Raw genomic sequence first — 25,143 nt, forward strand, 5'->3', positions numbered from 1 at the left:
TCGCATACCCCCTCACGGCGCGGTGACGCATCGGGCTGTGGTCACGAATCCGGTGTGGCCGACCATCCCGTGATCCGGGCGGACCGAGCGGCCCGCGACGTGCCACGTCCGGAGCAGGATCTCGAAGGTCTCGACATCGACGAACCGCCCGCTGGATTCCAGAGTGCTGTGGAACCTGTCGAGCTGTGGAACGGTGGGGACGTAGCCGGCCACCAGACCGCCGGGTCGTAGGGTCTCGGCCGTGGCCGGGATGACCTGCCAGGGCTCCGCCAGGTCCAGGACGAGGCGATCGTGCTCGACCTCGGCCGCGATCTCACGGACATCACCCACCCGAAGGTCAAGGTGGTCGGGAATCGATCCGAAATAGCGTTCGATGTTGGCCCGCCCGCGGGCGGCGTGATCCTCGCGGAGCTCGCACGAGATCACCCGGCCGGTCGGGCCCACCGCCCGGACCAGGGCCAGAGTGGCGGCGCCGGAGCCCGTGCCGGCTTCCACCACGGTGGCGCCGGGGCGGATGTCGGCATACACGAGGATCGGTCCGAGATCCTTCGGGTACACCACCTGCGGCCCGCGCCGCATCTTGAGTACGTAATCGGCCAGGCGGGGCCGGACACCTATCAAGGGCGCGCCGTTGGAGGATGTGAACCTGGTCCCCTCAGGCCGGCCGATGATGTCGGCGTGGGCAAGGCTTCCCCGGTGGTACTGGAACATGCCGGTGGAGCGAAGTCGCAAGAGGTACTTGCGTCCCTTGTCGTCGAGCAGGAGAGCCGGCTCGCCCTCCCCGAACGGGATTCCCGCCGCCACGACGGTCAAAACCCGAGCGAGGCCAGGCTGGCTACCAAGGTCAGCACCATGCCGGCCACGGTGACCCAGACCACCACCTTCACCCATGTGGGCGTCCGCCTCATATGCTCCTCTCCTGGTGCTCCGGCGAGGCGTATTTTCGAGTCGTCGTCTCCGCACTCCGAACACCTCTCCGCCAATCTAGTGTCATGAGCCCGCCCGAAGAACGCGAAAACCGACGCCCCAGCAAACGGTTGCTCCGCCCCGGGCCCTCCCCCGCCACCACCTGTCCTTGGCGTGGGGCGTGTTGGGCCATGCCCGGATTGGAGCCGGGTGTCGGCGGGGCGCTCCCATAAGCCGGTATGTTCCCTGCGGGCCGGGTCGCTCCGATCGGTAACGCTTGCGTCCGGTGTAGGTGCTTGGCGGTCGGCAACGTATCGCGGACGTGTGACACTTTCAACCGCTTCGTCGCGGCCGGTGAGCCGGGTGTACCTCCTAGCGGCCACGAGGGCATGGCTAGCCTGGGCGGTGATGATCCGGTTCCTGTCCGCTCGTCGCGGCGCTCGTTACGTTTTCCAGGGCCTTCGAGAAGGCAAGTGGCCGCTCATCCTGGTAGGTCTCACTGTGCTGGTCACCCAGTTCAACAGGCGTTGGAGGCCCTACCGCTCGCAGGTGGCGACGGTTCGGGTGAAACCTGGTCAGACCGTCGGTCTCAGGGTCTCCCGGCCCGGCGAGGCGCCGGCGACCTTCCGGGTAGACAGTTAGCTGGGCAACTACAGCCGGTGGATCTCGATCCGGGCGCCACGGCGCCGGGCGCGCCTCCGTCCGGCCAGGAAGACGATGGCGAGCGCGCCGGCCCAGGCCAGCGCGTTTCTCATGGCGGCCGAGCGGACGAAGTCGCCGGTGTCGTTGACGGCTTCCTCGATCTGGTGAGCCTTGGCTTCGATATCGTCACGGGTGATCACAGGGCTCCCCTGGGTCGGTTGGCCAGCCACATCACGAAGAGAGCCAGCAGGCCGGCCAGCGCCGCGCCGATGAAGTAGCCCAGAACACTCCACAGCGCGCTGTCAGGAAGCAGGTCCAGGACCAGTCTCAGCCCTGCGATCGAGAGCATCAGCCAACCCGCCGCGAACAGCAGCCCCGCCAGCAGGCTGAACCCCGCGAAACGCGCCACCCGGCGCAAGGGCGCCACCGTCTCCTGGGCGAGGTACGCCTTCGACATCTCGAGCAGTTCGGATATCAGCTGGGGGATTTCGGCTTGCTTCATGGCGTGGTAATCCGGCAGGGGCGCTCAAGCCTAGTGGTCGGTGGGTATTCCTCAAGGAGATCCGGAATCTCGCCTGAGAGCCCCAGGGCCGTCCGCAACCCGGAGAGGCGGGCTTCATCCCAGCAAGGGCTTGTAGGCCTCCAGGAACTGCTGGTATGTGGCGACTCCCGATCTCTGCCGCTCGATCTCGTCATCGGTCAGCCGCCTCACCGGCTTGGCCGGGATACCCATGGCGAGGGTCCAGGGCGGGATGACCCGTCCCTCCGGCAGCACCGCCCCGGACGCGAGCCAGGCGCCCTCACCCAGCTCGGAGCCGGTGAGTGCCATAGAGCCGATCCCGACCAGGCAATGGTCTCCGACCCTCACGCTGTGCAGCACCGCGGCGTGTCCCACCGTGGTGTCCCTGCCGACCACACACGGGAAGCCGGGGTCGCAATGCACCACCACATTGTCCTGGAGGTTTGATCCCTCCCCCACCACCACCCGGTCCAGTTCGGCGCGGATAACCACCCCGAACATGACCACGGCGCGGGCTTCGATCACGGCGTTGCCGTAGATGTGAACGCCCGGCGCCACGAAGGAGTCGGGATGGATGGAGGGGGATCCCAGGACCACCGGTCCCTCGGGCTCCCCGTGGGTTTGATCGACCCGGGACACGACCGAAGGATACCTCCAGACCGGTGTCGGAGAGAGGACTCGAACCTCCACGCCCTTGCGGGCACTAGGCCCTCAACCTAGCGCGTCTACCAGTTCCGCCACTCCGACCCGAGCGGGGGCACGAGTATACCCACCGCGGGTCCTTTGATCAGTCGAGGCCCAGGCGGGCGATCCGGTCAAGTACCCCGGCCCGTTCCGCACCGATGGTGGTGCTGTCGCCATGGCCGGTGTGGACGACCGTCTCGTCCGGGAGGACCAGCAGCATGTCGCGGATGCTCCGGAGGATGGTGGGCCGGTCACTGAAGCTCCGCCCGGTAGCGCCCGGGCCCCCTTTGAACAGGGTGTCACCCGAGAACATCAGCCCGCTCCTGTTGTCCAGGAAGCAGCACGAGCCCGGTGAGTGTCCGGGGGTGTGGATCACATCCAACTCGTGTCCGGCCACCCGCAGCGTGGCGCCGTGCGCCAGGTCACGGTCCGGGACCTCTTCGGCGTACACCATATCCCAAAGCATCCGGTCGTCGGGGTGGAGCAGGATGGGAGCGTCCACGCGATCGCGCAGGGCGACCGCCGAGTTGATGTGGTCGTTGTGGCCGTGAGTTGCCACGATGGAGGACACCCGCCGTCCCGCCACCGCCTCCACGATCGGGGCGTGGTCATGGCCGGCGTCGATCACCAGCACCTCCCGATCGTCCCCGATCAGCCAGATGTTGTTGGTGACCTCCCACTCCCCGCCGTCGAGGCGGAACAGCCCGTCGGTCGTTACCAGTTCGATCGGCATGGTCGAGCCCTAAGAGGGTGCTGAAAAAGACGAGGATGGGTTGGCCCGCGACGGTCTCGACGTGGGCCGTTGTTGCCTATTGTGGGGCCAGCTGGACATTTTTCAGTACCCTCTCAGAACACCACGACCGAGCGAAGAACCTCGCCGCGCTCCATCTTGTGGAAGGCCTCCTCGACGTCTCCCACGCCGATCGTCTCGGAGACGAACCGGTCCAGGTCGAGACGGCCCTGGAGGTACAGGTCGATCAGCATGGGGAAGTCCTTGGAGGGAAGGCAGTCCCCGTACCAACTCGACTTCAGGGCGCCTCCGCGGCCGAACACCTCGATGAACGGCAACTCGAGGGTCATGTCAGGGGCGGGCACCCCCACGAGCACCACGGTGCCGGCTAGATCACGGGCCTTGAAGGCCTGCTGGTAGACGTGTGGTAGGCCGATCGCCTCGATGGCGACGTCGACCCCGTTGCCTCCGGTCAGAGCCTTGATGGCATGGACCGGGTCCTCGTCGTTGGAGTTGATGGTGTGGGTGGCCCCGAACTCTGTCGCCCATTCGAGCTTCCGGTCGTCGATGTCCACCCCGATGATGGTGGTGGCTCCGGCCAGCTTGGCCCCGGCGATGGCGCCGTCGCCCACGCCTCCGCAGCCGAACACCGCCACGCTGTCGCCCGCGCCCACGCCGCCGGTGTTGATCGCGGCGCCGATGCCGGCCATGACCCCGCAACCGAGCAGGCCGGCCGCCACCGGCGAGGCGGCGGGATCCACCTTGGTGCATTGGCCGGCCGCCACGAGGGTGGCATCCGCGAACGCGCCGATGCCGAGGGCAGCCGACAACTCCGTGCCGTCGGCGAGGCTCATCTTCTGGGAAGCATTGTGGGTGCTGAAACAAATGTTGGGCCGACCCCTCAGGCACGACCGGCACTGGCCGCATACCGCCCGCCAGTTCAGGATGACGAAGTCACCGGGCTCCACCTCGGTCACCCCGGCACCCACTTCCTCGACCACCCCGGCCGCCTCGTGGCCGAGGAAGAAGGGGAAGTCGTTGTTGATGCCTCCTTCGCGGTAGTGGAGGTCCGTGTGGCAGACCCCGCAAGCCTGGATGCGGACCACGGCCTCACCGGGACCGGGATCCGGTATGACGATCTCCTCGAGGGTCACCGGCTCGCCGACTGCCTTCGATACCACACCCTGCACGGTCCGTGGCATTTTCTTCTCCTCTGCTGACGTTATCGGGAAGACTAGTTGGATGAGTGTGTCCGGGACCGGTCCGGACCTCTACGCCCCAGATGGTGTCCAGAGTTCGGTTCCGGGATGGAACTGGCTCCACGCGAACCAGAAGGACTCGTGGGCGGGTATCTCGACTCCGTCCGGTCCCAGGGCCCGCAGGCCGCCCCCGTCCTTGGTCACAACGATCCCGGAGTGCTCCACCGACCCTCCGCGGTCCAGCGTCGCATGGGCATCAACGACGGAAAACGCCACCACGATCGGCTCCGTTCCTACCTCGGAAAGCACACCCAGTACCTTCTCGTGGACCGGCAGGCGGTCGTCCCAGTCCCCTATCGGGAAGATGGGACCGTGGTCGTCCCGACCCCGCAGGGGATCGTCCGGGTAGGACCGGCCTATCCCACCGTCCTCCGCCACGATGAGAGTGTGCGGATTGGCCGCCTTCCACTCGCCCCACCGCGAGGTCACCATCGTGGTCTGGGGCAACCGGACGCCCGCCTCCCGGAGAGGACCGCTCACGGCCTGGCCGGTGAAGGTGTCGAACATGGAACGCGTGTGGTACTCGTACATCATCTTGTTGGAACGTGTAAGGAGCCCGGACGTGCGGAGCTCGAACGTCCCGGCGTCGCCGAGCCGGTCGCGGACCGAGTCGGGCACCACGTCCGTGAAGTAGGCCTGGGCGGAGCCGCACAGGGTGCAGTACGGAATACCCAATCGCCTTCCCCCGATGGTGATGTTGACCATCTCGTGAACTTCCATGATGTTCTTGGGGAACGCCACCGCCTCCCCGTTGACGGTCACCGCGAACACGTATGCCTCGTCGGGGTAGTAGTCGCCCTCGGAGGCGGGTACCAGTAGGGGATCGTTGAGCGCCGGGATGCAGCCCCTGGGGCACGGCAGGTGCGTCGTGTTGAGTGGGCGATCGTCGATCAGCACCCCGCCCCACGTGACGTGACGCCAATCGATGAGTGAGTCCTCGTCGGCGAAGAAGGGCGCCCATCCCAACTCGACCAAGGTGTACAACCCGCCCTTCCACGCGCCGAACCCTGGTGGCGCCGGGGTGTCCCATGCCATCAACTGGTTGGTGGCGTCGCGCCACGGGTTCGGGCCGAGGTCCACGCCCGTCAGTTGGGTGAACGCGTACTGGAGGCCCGAAGCCTCGGGATGGATGAAGCGCATGAGATCCGCGATGACCCAGGCGACGCGCAGATCACCGGACCGGCCGAGGCGGACGATGGCATCGGTGTCCAGCCCGGTGGTCAACGAGTCGAGTACCGCTTGGAGATCGGCTTCTACGTCCACCGCCACGGCGTCCTCTGCTGTAGTGGCCGCCGGTTCATCCGTTGATTCGGCCGGCAGCGCCGTGGTTGCGGCGGAGACCTGCTCGGGCGCCGCCTCCGGAGCCTCGCCGGTCGGTTGGTCACGGCCGGACGCGGTCGTGGATGCCGTCAGGCCGGTCGTGCTGGTGGCCTCGACAGGCTCGGCGACCTCGACCGTTTCGGCCTGCCGGCTCGGCGGTCCCGCGGATCGGATGGCGACCAGCAGGGCGAGCCCCGCCAGTAACACCAGACCGATCAGAAGCGCCCGGCGGCGTCCGGGATTCATGCCGCGGTCTCGCCCGGAGGTCCGGTCATCAACTCGTGCGCCGGCCCGCTTCCGATCGCAGGCCGAGGATCATGAGTTCAGCGGCCGAGAAGGATCGCCAGGCTGACGGTCGTGGCCGCGAACAGGACCGCCACGAAGACGGTCATGCGATCCAGGTTCCGCTCGGCGAGCGTCGATCCGCCCATCCCGCCTGCCTGCATCCCGCCGCCGAACATGTCGCCAAGCCCACCCTTGCCGGCATGAAGCAGGATCAGGAAGACCAGGGCAACCGCCACGATGAGATGAAGGACGGTGATGATGGCGATCGCAACAGTCATTACTTAGTTCCTAGTTGTTAGTTTCTAGTTTCGAGTTGGTGGTGGGCGTCAAGCGAAGCGCCCGCTTGAGCCCGCTGAGCATCCTACCAACCTCGTCGGCACAAACCAGAACATCCTGAACGTGCTCGTTGTCGGCCATGCCCAGCCGGCTAGCCAAGATCAGAAACGTCTCTGTCTCTGCCAGCGAGCCGCTCGCGATTCCCAGAAACTGGAGGAACTCCCTGGCGGAGAGCCGATAGACCATCTCGGCCAACTCGAGGGATTTCTGCCAGACCTCCAAATCCTGATAGCCGCCCGTGATGGTTACTATAGCCATCAGTATGTTCTAAGCTATATTGACTAGCAACTAGCAACTAGCAACTAGCAACTAGCAACTAGCCGGCCTGTGCGGCAACTGCGGCAGCAGCGGCCTCCGCTACTCCCGGATCGCCTAGGTACCGGTCTCCGGCATACTCCAGGTCGTCGTCCAGTTCCACGACCAGGGGGATCCCGGTGGGGATGTTCAGGCGGGTGATCTCCTCTTCGCCGATCCCTTTCAAGTACTTGAGCAGGGCGCGGATGCTGTTGCCGTGGGCCACGACCAGGACGCGGCGTCCCGCGGACAGGTCGGGCAGGATCCCCGCCTCCCAGTAGGGAACCGCGCGGGCGACCACATCGGCCAGGCATTCGGAGACAGGGAGTTCCCCGGTGGCCACGTCCCGGTACCTCCTGTCGAAGCGGGGATGGCGCGGATCGTCCCTCTCCAGGGCCGGGGGCGGCACCCCATAGCTCCGCCTCCATTGGAAGACCTGATCCGCGCCATGCAGGGCGGCGGTCTCCTTCTTGTTCAGACCCTGCAAGCCGCCGTAGTGACGCTCGTTGAGCCGCCAACTCCGCCTGACGGGCAACCAGTGCAGGTCCATACGGTCGAGGGCGATGTTGGCGGTGTTGATGGCCCGTCGCAGCAGCGAGGTGTGGACGATGTCGAAGGACAGGCCTTCCTCCGCCATCAGCACGCCGGCGGACACCGCTTCCTCCTCCCCGCCAACGGTGAGCGGTACGTCGGTCCAGCCCGAGAAGCGATTCTCGAGATTCCAGGTGCTCTCACCATGTCGAACCAGGACCAGCTCATTCGGTCGGCTCATGCGCGTCCGCTCCCTACTAAGAGGGTGCTGAAGAAGCCCTCACAAGGGGTTCGGGCGCTGTCTCATACCTCAGAACAGGTGACTTGCTGCCGGCGAACCCCGCGAGATTCATCTTCAGTACCCTCTCAAGTCCAGTACCTCACGCAGGCCGCCAGCGTCCCCGGGTCGAGAGATGCCCCCCCGATCAGGCCGCCGTCTATGTCCCGCTTGGCCATGAGCGCGGCCACGTTACCCGGGTTGATCGACCCGCCGTAGATGATCCGCACCTGATCGGCTGCATCCCCGTGCCGTGATCGAATGCGGCTCCTTATGTGCGAGATCATCTCTTGGGCAACGGATGGCCGGGCGTGCCGGCCGGTGCCGATGGCCCATACCGGTTCGTACGCAACCACCAGCCGCGCTACCTGATCGGACGGTATCCTGGCGAGGGCGCCCGAGACCTGCCGGCCTACCGTCTCCTCGGCGCAACCGGCTTCACGTTCGTCCAGGGTCTCCCCTACCGCAACGATCGGCACGACTCCCTCCGACAGCGCCACCCGAGCCTTCCTGTTGACCATACGGTCGTCCTCGCCGAAGTCCCGGCGGCGCTCCGAATGGCCCACTATGACGTAGCTGACGGCCAGCTTGGCCAGCATGCGGACCGATACCTCGCCGGTGTGGGCGCCTTCCTTTGCCCAATGCACGTTCTGCGCCACGATGCGGATCGGTAGGTCGTCCATCTGGACCACCGTCTGGACCGAGCGGAGCGAGGTGAAGGAAGGCGCAACCCCGACGTCGACCCGGTCGTAGTCGGCCGGACCGAGCTGGTAGCTCAGAGCCTGTACCCACTGCATCGCCTCGAAGTAGGTCCCGTGCATCTTCCAGTTGGCCACCATCAGGGGCTTGCGCGCTACCGGGCCCATCGTTCCAGGCCCTTCACCCCCGGCAGGGTCTTGCCTTCCAGCAACTCGAGCCCGGCCCCGCCGCCTGTCGATAGGTGATCGAGGCCGGCCTGAAACCCGAGCATTCGCAGTGCGGCCACGGAATCGCCGCCGCCGGCTACCCGGAAGGCACTGGATCGGGCCATCGCGTCCGCCACCGTCGCAGTCCCCGACCGGAACGCCTCCCACTCGAACACCCCCATGGGGCCGTTCCAGAAAACCGATCCCGACCCGCCGATGACCTCGGCGAACTGTTCGGCGGTGGCGGGGCCGATGTCAAGACCCCAGGTGCCCTCCTCGATGGAACTCATACCCACCGCGGTGGCGCCGGCCTCCTCAGCGAACCGATCGGCGGTGACTATGTCCGAGGGAAGGACCAGCCTGTCTGCCTCCGGGGTGCTCAGGAGCTCGTTCAGGGAGTCGAAATAGTCCGGCTCGACCAGCGAGTTGCCGACCTCGTAGCCCTCGACGGCCAGGAAGCTGAAGCACATGCCGCCACCGACGAGCATGGCGTCCACCTTGGGTAGCAGCGCCCGGATCAGCGGAAGCTTGTCCGAGATCTTGGCGCCCCCCAGCACCACCGTGAACGGTTGGGGCGGGTTGTCCATGAGGGTGCTGAACACGGCAAGCTCGCGTTCTAGCAGCGGCCCTGCCGCCGATCTGAGCAGGGAGGACACCCCGGTGGTGGAGGCATGGGCCCGGTGGGCCGAACCGAACGCGTCCAGCACGAAGACGTCGGCCCACTCGGCCAACTCCGACGCGTAATCGGGGTCATTGGTGGTCTCGCCGGGATGGAAACGGGTATTCTCGAGCAGCACCACGTCGCCCGGACGGGCCTCTCCGATCAGGCGGCGGGCGTCCTCGCCGACCGAGTCGGAGGCGTGGACAACCGGGAATCCACCCAGCTCGGACAGTGCCACGGCCACGGGGGCCATCCGCATCCCGTCCACCACGCGGCCCCGGGGCCGTCCCAGATGGCTGCATAGGATGACCACCGCGCCGGCGTCTCTTAGCCGGCCTATGGCGGGGAGCGCCGCCCGGAGACGAAAGTCATCAGCCACCCGCCCGTCTCGCAGGGGAACGTTCAGGTCGGACCGGAGCAGCACACGGCGCTCGGACACCGGAAGATCCGCGACGGTCAAGAAACTCTCCACCAGTACCCGTTTCTACTGCTCTACATCCCGATGCCGGATGGTGGCGTGATAACCCTGGTCCCCCAGCCACTCCCCCAGCTCCTCGGCGATGGCCACGGAGCGGTGCCGCCCTCCCGTGCAGCCGATCCCGATGCTCACGTAGGACTTGCCCTCCTCCTGGTAACGGGGGATCAGGAACGAGAGGAGGTCGCGGATCCGCTCCAGGAAGCCACGAGCGTCGTCCGTGCCGAGCACGAAGGAACGAACCGCCTCATCCCGGCCGGTAAGGAGGCGAAGCCCGGGCGTCCAATGAGGATTCGGGAGGAAACGCACGTCGAACATCAGGTCATTGTCGCGGGGCGTACCGTTCTTGAAGCCGAACGAGGTGACCGCCAGGCGCATGGCGTGCTCATCCACCAGCGCCGAGAGGTGGCTCCCGAACCACTCGCGAAGCTGATGGACGTTCGTCTCGCTGGTGTTGATGTACATGTCGGCCCGGAGCCGGAGGTCGACCATCATCTCGCGCTCGGCGGCGATCGCGTCGGCCAGGGTCGCCAGTCCGAGGGGGTGGGGCCGGCGGTGCTCCTCGTAGCGGCGTATCAGGACGTCGTCGTCGGCGTCCAGAAAGACCAGCGTCATGCCGATACCGGCCTGCTCCAACTCCTGGATGTGGGTCTCGAGTTCCGTGAGAGGGAAGCCGCCGCGGCTGTCCAGGACCACCGCCAGGTGCCGCCCGCTCGCGCGCAGGTCGTTCAGTTCGAGAACCTGGCGGAGAAGGAACGGGGGCAGGTTGTCGATCACGTAGAAGCCCAGGTCTTCGAGGACTTTGGCGCCGGTGGAGCGGCCGGCGCCGGAGAGCCCGGTCAGCACGAGCAACCGGGAACCGGGGCCCGTCGTGGAAGATACCGGGGCGTCGGGCTCAACCATGGAGGGTAGCGTAGAGGTTCTCGGCGACACGCAGCGGCACCACCTCGGCCAGCTGGCTCACGCTGGCCTCCCGCATCTTCTTCACCGAGCCGAACGTCCTGACGAGTGCCTTCTTGCGAGCGGGTCCGACCCCGTCCACGTCGTCGAGTATGGAGTCGATCATCCGCTTCCCGCGGAGCTGGCGGTGGTACATGAGAGCGAACCGATGGGCCTCGTCACGGACCCGTTGGAGCAGGTGGAGCGCGGGCTGGTCCCTCGGGATGACGATCGGATCGACCTGACCCGGGACGTAGACCTCCTCCATGCGCTTCGCCAGTCCTGCCACCGGTATGTCGAGATCGAGCCGGGCGAGGACTTCGACCGCCCTGGCGATCTGCCCGGGCCCCCCGTCGATCAGGACCAGGGAGGGCGGGTAGGCGAACTTGCCCCGTTCCGATACGGGTTTTTCGAGGTCTGCAAGATAGGCGGTGAAGCGCCGGCGGACGACCTCCTCCATGGAGGAGAAGTCATCCTGCCCGGTCACGGTCCGGATCCGGAACCTCCGGTAGTCGGACCGCCGGGGAAGTCCGTCCTCCAGAACCACCATCGACGCCACGGTATGGCGCCCCTGGATCGTCGAGATGTCGTAGGCCTCGATGCGGAGTGGCGGCTCCGGAAGCACCAACGCGGTCTGGAGGCTGCGCAGGTCGCGGGCCCGGGCGTTGTGGTCCGACTGGCGTCTCAGCCTATGCCGCAGGAGAGCCTCGGCAGCGTTGGTCTTGGCGGTCTCCAGCAGGCGGCGCTTGGCGCCCCGCTTGGGAGACCGGAGTGTCACCCGAGTGCCGCGCCGCTGTGACAGGAGATCCGACCACGGCTCATCGTCCGGTGGCAGGGCCTCCACCAGGATGAGACGGGGCGGTGGCGAGGACTCGTCGTAGAGATCCCGGAGGACGGTGGCGGTGACCTGGGAGGGCGTCACGTCCTCGACCTTGTCGATGATCGAGCCCAGCCGTCCCACTATGCGGCCGTTGCGCACCTTGAGCACCTGAACCGAGGTCTCGAGGTCGGTCTCGTCCATGGCGATCAGGTCGAAGTCCTCGCGCCGGTCGGTGACCACCTCCTGGCGGGCCACGGCGCGCCTCACATCCTGAGCCTGGTCGCGCAGGCGGGCGGCGCTCTCGAACTCGAGTCTGTCCGACGCTTCGCGCATCCGGGCTTCTATGCGTTCGATCAGGTCGTCGGCGCTGCCCGATAGGACCTGCTCCAGGCCGTTCACGTACCCGGTGTACGTATCCGGGTCGACATAGCCCACGCAGGGCGCCGAGCAGCGATCGATCTCGTACTCGATGCATGGCCTGCCCTTGAGCTCGTGGCGCCGGAACACCGTATCGGAGCAGGTGCGGATCGGAAGCGACTTGAGCAGCAGGTCCAGGGTGTTGCGGATGGCATAGGCATGGGCGAAGGGCCCGAAGTACTGGACACCCTTGCGCTTGGCGCCCCGTACAACCCGGGCGCGAGGCCACAGGTCGGACCGGGTTATGGCCAGGTAGGGGTAGCTCTTGTCGTCTCGCAGCCGGATGTTGAAGCGGGGGCGGTGCTCCTTGATCAGTGAGAACTCCAGGAACAGGGCAGCCACCTCACTGTCGACCATGATCCATTCCACGCCGTCGGACGCCTCGATCATGGCCTGGGTCCGGGGAGGCAGATCTCCGGTGAAGTAGGTGGAGACCCGCTTGCGGAGAGAGTTGGCCTTGCCCACGTAGTTGACCCGGCCATGCCGATCACGGAACAGGTAGGCGCCGGGCGCGTCAGGAATCTCGGCCGGCAGGGGACGGTTCACGGGCCAGTCTCCATCGGCGTCGAACAACCCATCAACCCAACGCGCCGAACCACCGGTCGTGGATCTGCTTGTAGATGCCGGACTCGATGAGGTCCAGAAGGGCCAGATCGATCCTCTCGCGTAGCGCGGTGTCGTCCTCGCTGACCATCAGCCCGTACTGAACCTTGTCGAACAGCGGGCCGACCGTGGTCACCGTGCCCTCGCCCCGGTGGGACACGTGGAACTGGAGAACCGGAGCATCGAATACGACCGCATCGACCTCGCCCTGCGCCAACTGATCGTAGGCGTCATCGAGATTGTGCACCACGACCGGGCCGACACCGATACCGGTCAGGTAGTCGTATCCGGCCGAGTCATGGACGGTAGCGATCCGGTGGCCCGGAAGATCGGCGGGTCCGTCGATGTTGCTCCGGAGTTCGTTCACCGCCAGCGACGAGGCGATAGCAGCGGTGAAGCTGGCGAATACCAGGGTTCCCAGGGCAATCCAGATCAGGGCGAACAACCTGCCTAGTCGGCCGCGGGCCACCTTGTCCCCGTAGCCGACCGTACTCATGGTGACGACGGACCAGTAGAACGAGTCCCAGATGCCCCGGCCGTACGGCACTGCGAAGTCCGGGTTGTGCTTCCGTTCCAGCCACCAGATCAGGTGGGCGGCGACCAGAACGGCAACCGCGAACACCACCAGCAGCCAGGGCAGGTCCGAACCCCAGATAGCCGACAGGAATACCCCGATGCGGTCCCAAACCGCTTGGGATCCGCTGGTGGGGGTCATGATCGTGAGGCCGGTGTCGAGCAGGGGTAGCGAGAAGTCGATCGCCTCCTCGCGCGGGCCGGTAATCACCACGCCGCCCAATCCCACGTCGGCCACTCCGCGGCTGATGTCGTCCATCTGCTTTGCCGCGGTGTCGACCGCGTAGATCTCGACCGTCATGCCGAGGCGCGCGGCGATGAGTTCCACCAAGTCTACCTCGAAGCCGCTGTACGTACCCTGGTTGTAGATGACGAAGGGCGGAAGGGTACGGGCCGCTACATGGAGCATGCCGCCTGCTGCAGTGTCATCCACGGCGCTGCCATCCAAGGCGATGGCCTCCGGATCGGCGGCTTCGATCCACGCGGACACCACGTCCGAGTTCTGTTCCACCCATTGCTCGGCGTGGCGCCGGATGTCCTCCGGATCACCCTGGTCGCGGACCATGTGGGCGTTCTGCAGGGAGATGTCCTCGAGAGAGATCACCACCCGTTCGAGCAGCCTGCGAACGGACGGGTTGGCATCGAGGAAGCCGGAGTTGGCCACGGCACGGATGTCGTTGGGGGGCCATCCCACCTGGCACGGATCGTTGGCGCATCCCGGTATTCCCGGTATCGATGTGTGGTCGAGAAAGGCCGACTGGTCGGGAGGGAGGGACGGGAAGGGTGTCTCCAGCCACACCACGTCACGGCCGGGCACCAGCTCGCCGACGGTCCAGTTGGGAGTCCATGTGTAGTACAGGACCGGCTGCCCGGCCTCGAACCGGGCGATGGTTTCGGCTATCAACGGGGAGTAGTCACCCTGGACCTGTTCGACCGTCCCATCCAGTCCGAACGCCTCAAGATGGTGGTCGATGATGTGTGAACACGTCCAGCCGGTCTCGCAACCGATCAGGTCGGCCCGGCCGTCGGCGTCGAGGTCGAACAGCGCGGCGACTTCGGGATCGGCCAGATCTCCGAGGTTGGTGATGCGGTACGCCCCTGCCGTGGCAGCGTCGACGAAGTAGCCCTGGAGTGCCCCCGCGTCGACCTGCGTCCCGATCCGCTCCACGAGGTCCTCCTCGATGAGGCCGTCGTGGGTGGGGAACCATCCGTTCACCCAGAGATCGACCTCACCGGCGGCCACCGCGCGGTAGAAGTCCGGGTTCTCCATGGTGACCGGACCTTCCACGCGATACCCCAGGCGCATTAGGAGGAGACGGTAAACCTCGGCCTGGAACCAGCCGGTGTCCCAGGTCGCCCTGGCCATGCGCACCGTCTTCGCCTCGACGGGATCCCCATCCGGCTGGCCCGACGCGGGGACGACCGCCATCATGGCCAGCAATGCCAGAGCCGACAGCGAACAGGCGATCAGGGTGCGGCGCACGATGGTCTCCGGTAGGGACTCCGCCAAGGCTAGCGATGTCTCCATACGTCCTCATGGAACAAATACCTGGGTTTCTCCGTACTCGCGGTCTGCTTGGGCTATAGAGTGAATGGCACAGGGCTCGGCTGTGAATTGCCGTGCACCTGGCTGGCGATTGAAAGGAGGCCCGTATGGTCATGAGAATCGGGAGGAGGTTCCATGGCTGACAACAAAGGCCACGACCAGGACCTGGACCTCACCGGCATCTCCGAGGCCTACGAGGACTGGGAGAAGGACCAGGACCGCCGCCGCGAGGCTGCCATCCGGGAACGTGCACACTTCCAGGGTCTTCAGGTAGACCCCGACATCGACTTCTATCCCGAGGTGGCCGACCGGGAGCCCGGTGACAAGAACATAGTCAGGTGGGGATTTGACATACATCCCCAGGTGACGTTCTACGCCGCCGGATTCCTGGTGATTTTCATAGCGGCCACCCTGATCTTCCCGGATCAGGCGGGCGGGGTGTTCAGCGCCATCCTCACCTTCATCAACGAGAAGGTGGGCTGGCTGTACATCATCGCGTTCAACGTCTTCATCGGCGCCGCGCTCTACTTCGCGTTGGGCAGGTACGGCAAGATACGACTAGGCGGCCCGGGGGCCCTTCCGGAGTTCTCCACACCCGCCTGGTACGCCATGCTGATCTCGGCCGGTCTCGGCATCGGGTTGATGTTCTGGGGCGTGGCAGAGCCGATCTTCCACCTGACGGCGCCGCCTCCCCTGTTCGACGTGGAACCCTTGTCGACGGGCGCGGCCCGGGCATCGCTGGCGACCTCCTACCTCCACTGGGGGATCCATGGGTGGGCGCTGTACGGCCTGGTAGCCCTCGCCCTCGGGTTCTTCGCCTATAACCGAGGACTACCCCTGACCTTCCGCTCGGTCTTCTACCCGATCCTGGGTCCGAAGATCTACGGCGGATGGGGCAACGCCATCGACATCCTCACCGTGGTGGCCACCCTCTTCGGTCTGGCTACTTCGCTGGGGTTCGGCGCCTCGCAGGCCGCTGCGGGGCTGAACAAGGTCTTCGGTGTCCCGGACACCCTGTTGGTCCAGATTCTGCTGATCGCAGGTATCACGGGGCTGGCCACCATCTCGGTTGTGGCCGGCTTGGACGCCGGAGTCAAGCGGCTCAGCGCGCTCAACGTATGGCTGGCCGCGGCCTTCCTGGTCTTCGTGCTGGCGGTGGGCCCGACCCTGCTGGTCCTCTCGCTGTACGTGGAGAGCATCGGCGTCTACATCCAGATCCTTCCGGAGTTCTCGTTCTGGAACGCAGCCCTGCTTGACACGCAGTGGCAGCAGTGGTGGACCATCTTCTACTGGGGATGGTGGATCTCCTGGTCCCCCTTCGTAGGCATGTTCATCGCCCGGATCTCCAAGGGGCGCTCGGTGCGGGAAATGATCGTCGGTACGATCGTCCTTCCCTGCCTCCTGTGCTTCCTGTGGTTCGCGGTGTTCGGCGGAGCAGCCATGAACCTGCAGATGACCGGCGAACTGGACGTTGCTACGGCGGTGAACGAAAACGTGGCGACCGCCCTGTTCGTGATGCTGGAGGCCTTCCCATGGACCTTCTTCGTCTCGATAGTGGGCATCCTGCTACTGGTCTCGTTCTTCGTCACCTCGTCGGACTCGGGATCCCTGGTGGTGGACCACCTGACTTCGGGCGGAAAGCTCGACTCGCCCAAACCGCAGCGCGTGTTCTGGGCGTTGATGGAAGGCGCGGTGGCGATCGTGTTGCTGGCCGGAGGCGGCCTGTCCGCCCTACAGACGGCTGCCGTGGCTACCGGACTGCCCTTCCTCTTCGTGCTGCTGATCATGCTCTGGAGCCTGAAGAAGGCCTTCGACGAGGAACTCGACCTCTTGGAGAGCCACTACGACGAGGCCATCTTCCAAGCCCAGCACAGCGGCTTGATCGAGCGGCTGGAGAGAGGAGGTGAAGCATGATCAAGCGATCGAGCACTCTGATCGCCGCGGTCGCGGCCTTCGTGGTGGTGCTCTCGGCCTGCGCCGTGCAGGAAGAGGAGGGCCCCGTGGCGATCGCCCGGGCCGACTGGAGTTCCGGCTACATGCAGGCCGCCATCTACGCGCAGCTGATCGAGGAGCTCGGGTACGAGGTCACCGATCCGGCGGCCGCCGAGCTCAGGCCTTACTCGTTCTATCCGGCTCTTGCGGCCGGCCAGTACGATTTGTGGGCCAACGGCTGGTTCCCACTCCACAATTTCTTCCTGGAGGGAGAAAACGTCACCGGCCAAGCGGTCGATCTACCCATCGAGCCGGTGGGCTGGCAGGTCAGGGGCGGCGGCGGCGAAGGCATCATGGTCGACAAGGCCACGGCCGACCGGCTGGGCATCTCCTCGATGGACGGTGTGGCCGCAAACGCCGGCGTCTTCGACAAGAACGGCAACGGCAAGGCGGACTTCATCGGCTGCAATGTCGGATGGGGATGCCAGATCGCCTTCAACGAGCAGATCGCCAACGAGAGCTGGGGCGTCGGCGTGGAGCAGATCTCCGGCACCTACGACCAGCTGATCAGAGGCGTCATCGACGAGATACAGGCCGGCGAGTCGGCGGTGTTCTATGCCTGGACCCCCAACTGGACCAGCACCGTCCTGGTGCCGGGCCAGAATGCCGTGTGGGTGCAGTCCGACATCAACGACATCCGAGCGGTGGCCAACACCGACTTCCTGGATAGGAACCCGGACATCCGCCGCCTTCTCGAGGTGGTGGCGATCCCGTTGGAGGACATCGCGGCGCAGAACGCCAGAATGGCCGCCGGGGAGTACTCCGAGGCTGACATCGAGGCTGACGCCGAGGCTTGGATCGCCGACAACCGGGACCAGGTCGATGACTGGCTGGCAACGGCACGCGGCTGATCAGTCGAGACAGACAAGCAAGAACAGTTAGGAAGACCCGGCTCCTCACCGATTCGAGAGGAGCCGGGTCTTCGCGTAGCGGGGACGAAGTCTCGGGCCCGGCTACGCCCGGAGCCAGCGGAGCGCCATGAGATGGGGGATGTCCCCGTGCTTGGCGAGGATCGGATCCCTGGCGGCGGCCCGAGGGCCCACCCCGTGCTCCAGCACCTTCTCGAGGGACCACCCGGCCGTGGCAGCCTGGGTGAGCAGGGTTCCGATCGGTCGGTGGATGAACTCGACCGCCCGGTCTCCGGCCGGCTCCCGGGTTCGGCCCTCGCTCAGGTAGTCCCCGAACCTCCAGAACAACTCGCCGTCGGTCGGGTCGATCACCGGACCGGACCCGGGAGCCGTGTAGAGGGGGTGGTTGATGACGATCACCAGCGATCCGCCGGCGCGGGTGACCCTCGCGGTCTCGGCGAAGAAGCGCCGTGCGCTCGCGAAGTGTTCGAGCGCTAGCACCACGTAGGCACCGTCAACCGCGGCGTCGCTCACGCAGCCCAGGTCGGGCAGGCGGTGGATGAAGACGGGGTGGCCCCGGGCAGCGATGCCGGCCAGCTCGAGATTGGTGTCGACGCCGATGGCTCTGGCGTCCCGCGCCGCCAACAGATCCTGGATGCGACCGTCCCCGCATCCGAGGTCGAGGAGGATCTTGCCCCGCACCGGCCCGAGCACTTCGAGGAAGAGGGGTATTACCTCCTCCCGGTAAGCGGGATCATCTACTTCGACCAGCCACCAATCGGCCAGCTCGTCCCAATCACCGGACCCGCGCAATGGTGGACGCGTGGCCATGGCCTCAATCAGCCGCCACGCGTACCAACACTAAGGCAGCACATCCCGCAAGAACTTGCCGGTGTAGGACTCGGGCACGGCGGCCACCTGCTCGGGGGTTCCGGAGGCCACGATCCGTCCGCCCTCGTCTCCGCCTTCCGGGCCGAGGTCGATGATCCAGTCGGCGGAACGCACCACGTCCAGGTTGTGCTCGATCACCACCACCGTGTTGCCGGTGTCCACCAGGCGATGGAGTACCTCCAGGAGCTTGCGCGTGTCCTCGAAGTGGAGCCCGGTGGTGGGCTCGTCCAGGATGTAGAAGGTGTTGCCGGTGGCCCGCTTGCCCAACTCGGACGCCAGCTTCACCCGCTGGGCCTCCCCGCCCGAGAGGGTCGGGGCGGGCTGGCCGAGGCGGATGTAACCGAGGCCGACATCGCAGATGGTCTGGGCGATCCGGGCAATCGGAGGCTGCGCCTCGAAGAACGAAAGCGCCTCCTCGGCGGGCATGTTCAGGACGTCGGCGATCGACCGGCCCTTCCACAGCACCTCCAGGGTGTCCCGGTTGTAGCGCCGGCCCTCGCAGACCTCGCACAGCACGTAGACGTCCGGCAGGAAGTGCATCTCGATCCTGATGTTGCCGTCGCCCCGGCACGCCTCGCAGCGCCCGCCCTTGACGTTGAACGAGAACCGCCCCGGCATGTAGCCGCGGGCCCGGGACTCCGGTGTGGAGGAGAACAGCTTGCGGATCCGGTCGAACACCTTCGTGTACGTGGCGGCGTTGGAGCGCGGGGTGCGGCCGATGGGCGACTGGTCGATGTTGATCACCTTGTCGAGGTGCTCGACCCCTTCGATGCGGCGATGCCGCCCGGGAACGGCCCGCGACCGGTACAGCCGGCTATGGAGGCCTTTCGACAGGATTTCCTGGACCAGGGAGGACTTGCCGCTACCGGACACCCCCGTCACGGCGATCAGCTTCCCCAGGGGGAGGTCCACGTCGAGGTCGCGCAGGTTGTTCTCGGCGGCCCCGATCACCCTGAGCGACCGCCCGTCCCCGTTGCGGCGCTGTTCGGGTGTGGGGATGCGACGCCGGCCGGCCATGTAGGCGCCGGTCAGCGACTCCGGCTCGGCCACGAGGTCGGAGAGGTCCCCCTGGGCCACCACGTGCCCGCCCCGCTCCCCTGCTCCCGGGCCCAGGTCGACCACATGGTCGGCGGTCCGGATGGTCTCCTCGTCGTGCTCGACCACGATCAGGGTGTTCCCGAGGTCGCGGAGCCGCAGCAGTGTCTCGAGCAACCGCCGGTTGTCCCGCTGGTGGAGCCCGATGGAGGGTTCGTCGAGCACGTAGAGGACGCCCACCAGTCCGGAGCCGATCTGGGTTGCCAGGCGGATGCGTTGCGCCTCGCCTCCGGAGAGGCTGGCGGCGCCCCGGTAGAGGGTCAGGTACTCGAGACCCACGTCGAGGAGGAAGCTGAGGCGCTCCCGGATCTCCTTGAGTACCGGGCCGGCAATGGTCGCATCCCGTTCGCCGAGCTCGAGCCGGTCGAGGGCTTCGAGCGTGCCCCGGATCGACCGGTCGCAGACCTCGAAGATGTTCAACCCCCCCACGGTGACGGCCACCGACACCGGGTTGAGGCGAGCGCCGGAGCAGGTCGGGCAGGGCACCTTGCGCATGTACTCCTCGTACACCGACCGGGCGTGATCCGACTCGGTCTGCTCGTGGCGCCTTCGCAGTACCGGGATCACCCCTTCGTACTTGGCGCGGTAGCGCCGCCTCCGACCGAACCGGTTGGTGAAGGACACCTGGATCTTCAGGTCTCCGGTGCCGTACAGCACGGCCTGCCGGTGCTCGAGGTCAAGGTCGCAGAACGGGGTGTCGACATCGAAGCCCAGCGTCCTGGCCAAGCCCTTGAGGAGATGCTGGTAGTAGCGGTTGCTGTTGGTAGCCCATGGTGCGAGCGCGCCGTCCGCTATGGAGCGCTCGTCGTCGGGCACGACCAGGCGGGGATCCACCTCGAACCTGGTACCGATGCCTGAGCAGGCTTCGCAGGCGCCGTAGGGGCTGTTGAAGGAGAACGACCGGGGCTCCAGTTGGTCGAACGAGATACCGCAGCTGTCGCAGGAGAGATGCTGGCTGAAGGTCAGCTCGGACCCGCCGATGATGTCGATCACCGCGGTGCCGCCCGTCAGTCCCAGAGCGGTCTCCAGAGATTCGGTGAGTCGCCTGGTGCCGCCCCGCCCGGCTACCAGCCGGTCCACCACCACCTCGATCGTGTGGGTGTAGTAGCGGTCGAGACGGATGGATTCGGCCAGGTCCATTATCTCGCCGTCGACCCGGGCCCGGCTGAAACCCTGGCGGGACAGGTCCCGGAACAACTCCTCGTACTCTCCCTTCCGTCCCCGCACGATCGGCGCCAGCACCTGGAAGCGGGTGCCCTCCTCAAGCTCGGTTATCCGGTCGACGATCTGCTGCGGGGTCTGGCGCTCCACCACCTTCCCGCACCGGGGGCAGTGGGGCGTACCGATGCGGGCGTAGAGCAGGCGGAGGTAGTCGTGGATCTCGGTGACGGTGCCCACCGTGGAACGCGGGTTCCGGCTGGCGGTCTTCTGGTCGATCGAGATGGCGGGTGACAGGCCTTCGATGAAGTCCACATCGGGTTTGTCCATCTGGCCCAGGAACTGGCGGGCATAGGCCGACAGGCTCTCAACGTAGCGGCGCTGGCCCTCTGCGTAGATGGTGTCGAACGCCAGGCTGGACTTACCCGAACCGGACAGGCCCGTGAACACGATAAACCTCTCGCGGGGCAGCTCGATGGAGATGTCCTGGAGGTTGTGCTCGCGTGCTCCGCGAACGATGAGCTTGTCTCTGGTCATGAAGCCCGGACGGTTCGGCGCAGGGGAAGCGGGACACCAGGCATTCTAGTGGTTGCCCGTGACCACCCACCGGCGCCGGGTGACAGGCGATGTGTCGCTTCACCCCCCCCGTCAGACCCGTTGGCTACCTGGTTACCTCGCTCAGTTCCTTCATCTCTCGTTTGAGCTCGGCCACCTCGTCCCGGAGCCGGGCGGCGTACTCGAAGCGGAGCTCCCGGGCGGCTTCCCTCATCTCGTCCTCGAGGCTCTGGATCAGACGCCCCAGGTCCTCGCCCGCCAGCTCCACCGGCGAGCTCACCTCCATCGAGCCCAGGCTCCTGTCCCGGCGGCGCGATGACGACGGGCTTGACGACACCAGCTCGAGGATGTCGGACACCTTCTTGCGGATGGTCTGGGGATCGATGCCGTGCTCCTCGTTGTAGCGCACCTGAAGGTACCGGCGGCGGTTGGTCTCCCCGATGGCGGCCCTCATCGAATCGGTCAGATCGTCCGCGTACATGATCACGCGTCCCGAGACATTGCGGGCGGCCCTGCCGATGATCTGGATCAGGCTGGTCTCGGAGCGGAGGAAGCCTTCCTTGTCGGCATCCAGGATCGCCACCAGGGACACCTCGGGCAGGTCGAGTCCCTCCCGGAGCAGGTTGATGCCGACCAGCACGTCGTAGTCCCCCAACCGCAGGTCGCGTAGCAACTGGACCCGCTCGAGGGTGTCGATCTCGGAGTGGAGGTAGCGGGCCCGGACCCCCATCTCCAGCAGGTAGTCGGTCAGATCCTCGGACATCTTCTTGGTCAGCGTGGTGACCAGTATCCGGTTGCCCAGCACGGCCTGGTCCCGGATCTCCCCGATCAGATCGTCGATCTGGCCCTTGGCGGGCCTGACCACCACCTCGGGATCGACGAGCCCGGTGGGACGGACTATCTGCTCGACGATGTTGTCGGACTGCCTGCGCTCGAAGGGGCCGGGCGTGGCCGACATGAAGATCACCTGGCCGGTCTTCTCCAGCCACTCGTCGAAGCGCAGCGGCCGGTTGTCGAGCGCCGAAGGCAGGCGGAAACCGTGCTCCACCAGCACGTCCTTCCGGCTTCGATCCCCCTCGTACTGGCCGTGGAGCTGCGGGATGGCCACGTGGCTCTCGTCGATGATGGTCAGGAAGTCGTCCGGGAAGTAGTCCAGCAACGTGTAGGGCGCCTCCCCCGGCTCCCTGCCGTCGATATGGCGGCTGTAGTTCTCGATCCCGGAGCAGAACCCCACCTCGCGGATCATCTCCAGGTCGTAGGTGGTACGCATGCGGAGCCGCTGGGCCTCGAGCAGCTTTCCCTGCTGCTCCAGTTCCGCCAGCCTCTCCCGCAGCTCTGCCTGGATACCCACCATCGCCCGCTCCATGCGTTCATCCGAAGCGGCATAGTGCGTGGCCGGGAATACCCACAGCTCCTTCATCTCGTCGATGATCTCACCTGTCACGGGGTTGATGCGGACGATCCGGTCCACCTCATCGCCGAAGTACTCCACCCGGGCGATGGTCTCCTCGTAGGCGGGAAAGACCTCGAGGGTGTCGCCCCTGACCCGGAAACGCCCCCGTACCAGGTTCACCTCGTTGCGCTGGTACTGGATGTCCACCAGCCGGCGGATGGCCTGGTGGAGCGGGAACTCGACGCCCCGGATCAGCCGCAGGACCTGCCCGGCGTACTCGTCGGGACTGCCCAGGCCGTAGATGCACGACACGCTGGCCACGATCACCACATCGTCCCGGAACAGCAGCGACGAGGTGGCGGCGTGACGGAGCCGGTCGATCTCGTCATTGATGGTGGCGTCCTTCTCGATGTAGGTGTCGGTCTGGGGGATGTAGGCCTCCGGCTGGTAGTAGTCGTAGTAGGAGACGAAGTACTCGACCCGGTTGCCGGGGAAGAACTGGCGGAACTCCGAGGCCAACTGCGCTGCGAGGGCCTTGTTGGGAGCGATCACCAGGGCAGGGCGTTGGGCCCGCTCGATGGTCCAGGCGATGGTGGCGGACTTCCCGGAGCCGGTAATGCCCAGCAGGGTCTGGAACGCGTTGCCACGCTCCACCCCTTGGGCGAGCGCGGTAATGGCGGCAGGTTGATCACCGGCCGGGTTGAAGTCGGAAACAACTGCGAAATCCGCCACGCCGCTCGATCATAGGAGGGTGGGGTGACAACCGGCTGGAGGAGGTACTGCGAGGGATCAGCAACAGACGCCTGGTGCGGGGACGGCGCCCGGATGGTCTATCGTTCGGCGCCGGCGAGACTCGAGGGACGATGCCCGACTACGGCGACATGCACGGATGGCACAGCGAGGAGTTCGTCGAACGTCCTGACTCCGATCTCCCCGCCTACATGGGGGCCACCACGTTCGCCAAGCTGCCCCTGGTAACGGACATCGGCCAGATCGCCCACCTGGCCCCTGACGCGGTCATCGTCGGCGCGCCGCTCGATGACGGCACCACCTACCGGCCGGGGGCGAGATTCGGGCCCAGGGCCATACGGACGGGTAACAACAACTACAGCGTGTTCCACTCCCTCCAACTCGGCGTGGACCTCTTCGATGTACTGGACGTGGTCGACGCCGGTGACGCCAACATCGAACCGGTGTGGCTGGAACGTGGCTACGCGATGATCTACCGGAAGGTGCGCGACCTGGCCGCGACGGGTGCGGTGCCGATCGTCCTCGGAGGCGACCACGGCATCACCTGGCCGTCGGCCACCGCCATCGCGGAGGTGAACGATCCGGCGCGGATCGGGATGGTCCACTTCGACGCCCACGCCGACACCGGCGAGGTCTTCGGACCGATCGCGAACCACGGATCCCCGATGCGGAAGCTCCTCGAGTCGGACGCCATCGCCGGGCCTAACTTCGTCCAGGTGGGGCTCCGGGGTTACTGGCCGGACGGGGAGACCCTGGCCTGGATGGAGGAGAAGGGCTTCCGGTCGCACTTCATCACCGAGATCGAGGAGCATGGCGCCGAGGCGGTGGTAGACCGGGCGATCGACGAGGCATTGGACGGGGCGGACGCCGTGTACCTGAGCGTGGACATCGACGTTCTCGACCCCGCTTACGCCCCGGGGACGGGAACGGCCGAGCCAGGCGGGATGAGTACCCGCGAGCTGCTGCGGGCGGTCCGCCGGATAGTGGGCGCGGTCGAGTTGGCGGGCATGGACGTGGTGGAGGTCTCCCCGCCCTTCGACCATGCCGACCTGACGGCGATGGCGGCCAACCGTGTGGTGATGGAGGCCCTCTCCGCGCTGGCCGTCAAGAAACGGTCGGGCGCAGGGGTCCGGAGATCTACCGGCCGGCTCGGGGACGGGTCCTGATTCGTGCCAGGGCGTCGTCGAGCGCCCTGGCCAGATGCTCCTGCGTGCCCTCGTTGTCGATGACGTAGTCGGCCGCTTCCAGCCATTCCTCGCGGCTGGGCTGCGCGGCTACGCGAGCCGCGATCTCCCCGTCCGACATGCCCCGCTCCCGTAGCCGCTCTTTTCTGAGTTCGAGGGGCGCTTCGACTATCACCCAGATCCAGTCGCCACCGGCCAACTCGGCCAGTATCGGGACCTCCAAGGCCAACGGACGGTCTCCCACCTGGCGAGCCCAGGCGGCGACGCCCTGGCGGATGGCCGGGTGGGTGATCGCCTCGAGTTCGGCGAGCTGGTCCCGGTCGCGGAAGACGATCCTTGCCAGCGCACGCCGATCGATCGTCCCACCGGTCACGGCCGCCGGCCACCGCTCGGCCACCCGTCGGGCCACCGGATGGTCTCCCTCAAGGATCGAATGGCCCACCCGGTCGGCGTCCAGAACCGCGAAGCCCCGCTCGACCAGCAACCCCCCTGCCTGTGACTTTCCGGAACCGATGCCCCCGCCGATGACCAACCGCAGTGGCTTCATGAGCGGC

Annotated in this window: 22 protein-coding genes and 1 tRNA gene; 3 read left to right on the plus strand and 20 right to left on the minus strand. The window is 66.3% G+C overall.

Features of this window, described 5'->3' with window-relative positions:
• Positions 1 to 12: 12 nt before the first annotated feature.
• From OXM57_10030 to proX, 16 genes are all read right to left on the minus strand, one after another.
• Entirely contained in the window at positions 13 to 804 is a 792-nt protein-coding gene (locus tag OXM57_10030; protein ID MDE0353016.1) for a tRNA (adenine-N1)-methyltransferase, read from the minus strand.
• Positions 805 to 1,556: 752 nt separating this feature from the next.
• Entirely contained in the window at positions 1,557 to 1,748 is a 192-nt protein-coding gene (locus tag OXM57_10035; protein MDE0353017.1) for a hypothetical protein, read from the minus strand.
• Positions 1,745 to 2,050: a hypothetical protein gene (locus OXM57_10040; protein ID MDE0353018.1), complete on the minus strand. Its 306-nt coding sequence runs from the start codon at positions 2,048 to 2,050 to the stop codon at positions 1,745 to 1,747. The genes OXM57_10035 and OXM57_10040 overlap by 4 nt, the downstream gene beginning before the upstream one ends.
• 114 nt (positions 2,051 to 2,164) lie before the next feature.
• The gene (locus OXM57_10045) at positions 2,165 to 2,707 is read right to left on the minus strand and encodes a gamma carbonic anhydrase family protein (GenBank protein MDE0353019.1); all 543 of its coding nucleotides are present in this window, start codon (positions 2,705 to 2,707) and stop codon (positions 2,165 to 2,167) included.
• 24 nt (positions 2,708 to 2,731) lie between these two features.
• Positions 2,732 to 2,815 (minus strand) — tRNA-Leu (locus tag OXM57_10050).
• A 40-nt stretch (positions 2,816 to 2,855) separates the two neighbouring features.
• Complete coding sequence (locus tag OXM57_10055) at positions 2,856 to 3,485, minus strand: MBL fold metallo-hydrolase (GenBank protein MDE0353020.1); 630 nt, start codon at positions 3,483 to 3,485, stop codon at positions 2,856 to 2,858.
• A gap of 113 nt (positions 3,486 to 3,598) precedes the next feature.
• Entirely contained in the window at positions 3,599 to 4,684 is a 1,086-nt protein-coding gene (locus OXM57_10060) for an S-(hydroxymethyl)mycothiol dehydrogenase (GenBank protein ID MDE0353021.1), read from the minus strand.
• Between the two features lie 69 nt (positions 4,685 to 4,753).
• Positions 4,754 to 6,307, minus strand: coding sequence for a DUF3179 domain-containing (seleno)protein (locus OXM57_10065; GenBank protein MDE0353022.1), 1,554 nt, complete (start codon positions 6,305 to 6,307; stop codon positions 4,754 to 4,756).
• A gap of 77 nt (positions 6,308 to 6,384) precedes the next feature.
• The gene (gene secG / locus OXM57_10070) at positions 6,385 to 6,624 is read right to left on the minus strand and encodes a preprotein translocase subunit SecG (protein ID MDE0353023.1); all 240 of its coding nucleotides are present in this window, start codon (positions 6,622 to 6,624) and stop codon (positions 6,385 to 6,387) included.
• A gap of 10 nt (positions 6,625 to 6,634) precedes the next feature.
• Complete coding sequence (locus OXM57_10075; GenBank protein MDE0353024.1) at positions 6,635 to 6,940, minus strand: four helix bundle protein; 306 nt, start codon at positions 6,938 to 6,940, stop codon at positions 6,635 to 6,637.
• Positions 6,941 to 6,998: 58 nt separating this feature from the next.
• Entirely contained in the window at positions 6,999 to 7,748 is a 750-nt protein-coding gene (gpmA, locus tag OXM57_10080; protein ID MDE0353025.1) for a 2,3-diphosphoglycerate-dependent phosphoglycerate mutase, read from the minus strand.
• Between the two features lie 125 nt (positions 7,749 to 7,873).
• The gene (gene tpiA, locus OXM57_10085; protein MDE0353026.1) at positions 7,874 to 8,650 is read right to left on the minus strand and encodes a triose-phosphate isomerase; all 777 of its coding nucleotides are present in this window, start codon (positions 8,648 to 8,650) and stop codon (positions 7,874 to 7,876) included.
• On the minus strand, positions 8,638 to 9,810 hold the full coding sequence (locus tag OXM57_10090; GenBank protein MDE0353027.1) for a phosphoglycerate kinase: 1,173 nt from the start codon (positions 9,808 to 9,810) through the stop codon (positions 8,638 to 8,640). Before OXM57_10090 ends, tpiA begins: the two co-directional genes overlap by 13 nt.
• A gap of 24 nt (positions 9,811 to 9,834) precedes the next feature.
• Positions 9,835 to 10,728 (minus strand): RNase adapter RapZ, encoded by an 894-nt coding sequence (rapZ, locus tag OXM57_10095; protein MDE0353028.1) that lies wholly within the window; start codon positions 10,726 to 10,728, stop codon positions 9,835 to 9,837.
• Positions 10,721 to 12,547, minus strand: a complete 1,827-nt coding sequence (gene uvrC / locus OXM57_10100) for an excinuclease ABC subunit UvrC (GenBank protein MDE0353029.1) — start codon at positions 12,545 to 12,547, stop codon at positions 10,721 to 10,723. Before uvrC ends, rapZ begins: the two co-directional genes overlap by 8 nt.
• Before the next feature lie 31 nt (positions 12,548 to 12,578).
• Complete coding sequence (gene proX, locus OXM57_10105; protein MDE0353030.1) at positions 12,579 to 14,705, minus strand: glycine betaine/L-proline ABC transporter substrate-binding protein ProX; 2,127 nt, start codon at positions 14,703 to 14,705, stop codon at positions 12,579 to 12,581.
• Positions 14,706 to 14,858: 153 nt separating this feature from the next.
• Between proX and OXM57_10110 the strand changes: the two genes are divergently transcribed.
• On the plus strand, positions 14,859 to 16,637 hold the full coding sequence (locus tag OXM57_10110; GenBank protein ID MDE0353031.1) for a BCCT family transporter: 1,779 nt from the start codon (positions 14,859 to 14,861) through the stop codon (positions 16,635 to 16,637).
• Positions 16,634 to 17,566, plus strand: coding sequence for a hypothetical protein (locus tag OXM57_10115; GenBank protein MDE0353032.1), 933 nt, complete (start codon positions 16,634 to 16,636; stop codon positions 17,564 to 17,566). Before OXM57_10110 ends, OXM57_10115 begins: the two co-directional genes overlap by 4 nt.
• A gap of 102 nt (positions 17,567 to 17,668) precedes the next feature.
• Here the strand turns inward: OXM57_10115 and OXM57_10120 are convergent, their stop codons facing one another.
• From OXM57_10120 to uvrB, 3 genes are all read right to left on the minus strand, one after another.
• Complete coding sequence (locus OXM57_10120; GenBank protein ID MDE0353033.1) at positions 17,669 to 18,394, minus strand: class I SAM-dependent methyltransferase; 726 nt, start codon at positions 18,392 to 18,394, stop codon at positions 17,669 to 17,671.
• 30 nt (positions 18,395 to 18,424) lie between these two features.
• The gene (uvrA, locus tag OXM57_10125; GenBank protein MDE0353034.1) at positions 18,425 to 21,244 is read right to left on the minus strand and encodes an excinuclease ABC subunit UvrA; all 2,820 of its coding nucleotides are present in this window, start codon (positions 21,242 to 21,244) and stop codon (positions 18,425 to 18,427) included.
• Positions 21,245 to 21,368: 124 nt separating this feature from the next.
• On the minus strand, positions 21,369 to 23,387 hold the full coding sequence (gene uvrB, locus OXM57_10130; protein ID MDE0353035.1) for an excinuclease ABC subunit UvrB: 2,019 nt from the start codon (positions 23,385 to 23,387) through the stop codon (positions 21,369 to 21,371).
• A gap of 131 nt (positions 23,388 to 23,518) precedes the next feature.
• On the opposite strand from uvrB, the gene speB reads away from it, so the two are divergent.
• Positions 23,519 to 24,571, plus strand: a complete 1,053-nt coding sequence (gene speB / locus OXM57_10135) for an agmatinase (GenBank protein MDE0353036.1) — start codon at positions 23,519 to 23,521, stop codon at positions 24,569 to 24,571.
• Here the strand turns inward: speB and coaE are convergent.
• A complete protein-coding gene (coaE, locus tag OXM57_10140; protein ID MDE0353037.1) occupies positions 24,543 to 25,136 on the minus strand; it encodes a dephospho-CoA kinase in 594 nt (197 codons plus the stop codon). The genes speB and coaE overlap by 29 nt on opposite strands.
• Positions 25,137 to 25,143: the final 7 nt, after the last annotated feature.

The organism is bacterium (assembly GCA_028820935.1).
GTDB lineage: Bacteria > Actinomycetota > Acidimicrobiia > Spongiisociales > Spongiisociaceae > Spongiisocius.

Excerpts from the sequence above, each read along its gene's own strand:
- OXM57_10120 (MDE0353033.1), bottom strand. The coding sequence starts at position 18,394 with ATGGCCACGCGTCCACCATTGCGCGGGTCCGGTGATTGGGACGAGCTG.
- uvrA (MDE0353034.1), bottom strand. The coding sequence starts at position 21,244 with ATGACCAGAGACAAGCTCATCGTTCGCGGAGCACGCGAGCACAACCTC.
- proX (MDE0353030.1), bottom strand. The coding sequence starts at position 14,705 with ATGGAGACATCGCTAGCCTTGGCGGAGTCCCTACCGGAGACCATCGTG.
- OXM57_10060 (MDE0353021.1), bottom strand. The coding sequence starts at position 4,684 with ATGCCACGGACCGTGCAGGGTGTGGTATCGAAGGCAGTCGGCGAGCCG.
- OXM57_10055 (MDE0353020.1), bottom strand. The coding sequence starts at position 3,485 with ATGCCGATCGAACTGGTAACGACCGACGGGCTGTTCCGCCTCGACGGC.
- OXM57_10115 (MDE0353032.1), top strand. The coding sequence starts at position 16,634 with ATGATCAAGCGATCGAGCACTCTGATCGCCGCGGTCGCGGCCTTCGTG.
- coaE (MDE0353037.1), bottom strand. The coding sequence starts at position 25,136 with ATGAAGCCACTGCGGTTGGTCATCGGCGGGGGCATCGGTTCCGGAAAG.
- OXM57_10065 (MDE0353022.1), bottom strand. The coding sequence starts at position 6,307 with ATGAATCCCGGACGCCGCCGGGCGCTTCTGATCGGTCTGGTGTTACTG.
- rapZ (MDE0353028.1), bottom strand. The coding sequence starts at position 10,728 with ATGGTTGAGCCCGACGCCCCGGTATCTTCCACGACGGGCCCCGGTTCC.
- secG (MDE0353023.1), bottom strand. The coding sequence starts at position 6,624 with ATGACTGTTGCGATCGCCATCATCACCGTCCTTCATCTCATCGTGGCG.
- speB (MDE0353036.1), top strand. The coding sequence starts at position 23,519 with ATGCCCGACTACGGCGACATGCACGGATGGCACAGCGAGGAGTTCGTC.
- tpiA (MDE0353026.1), bottom strand. The coding sequence starts at position 8,650 with ATGGGCCCGGTAGCGCGCAAGCCCCTGATGGTGGCCAACTGGAAGATG.
- OXM57_10110 (MDE0353031.1), top strand. The coding sequence starts at position 14,859 with ATGGCTGACAACAAAGGCCACGACCAGGACCTGGACCTCACCGGCATC.
- OXM57_10040 (MDE0353018.1), bottom strand. The coding sequence starts at position 2,050 with ATGAAGCAAGCCGAAATCCCCCAGCTGATATCCGAACTGCTCGAGATG.
- gpmA (MDE0353025.1), bottom strand. The coding sequence starts at position 7,748 with ATGAGCCGACCGAATGAGCTGGTCCTGGTTCGACATGGTGAGAGCACC.
- OXM57_10075 (MDE0353024.1), bottom strand. The coding sequence starts at position 6,940 with ATGGCTATAGTAACCATCACGGGCGGCTATCAGGATTTGGAGGTCTGG.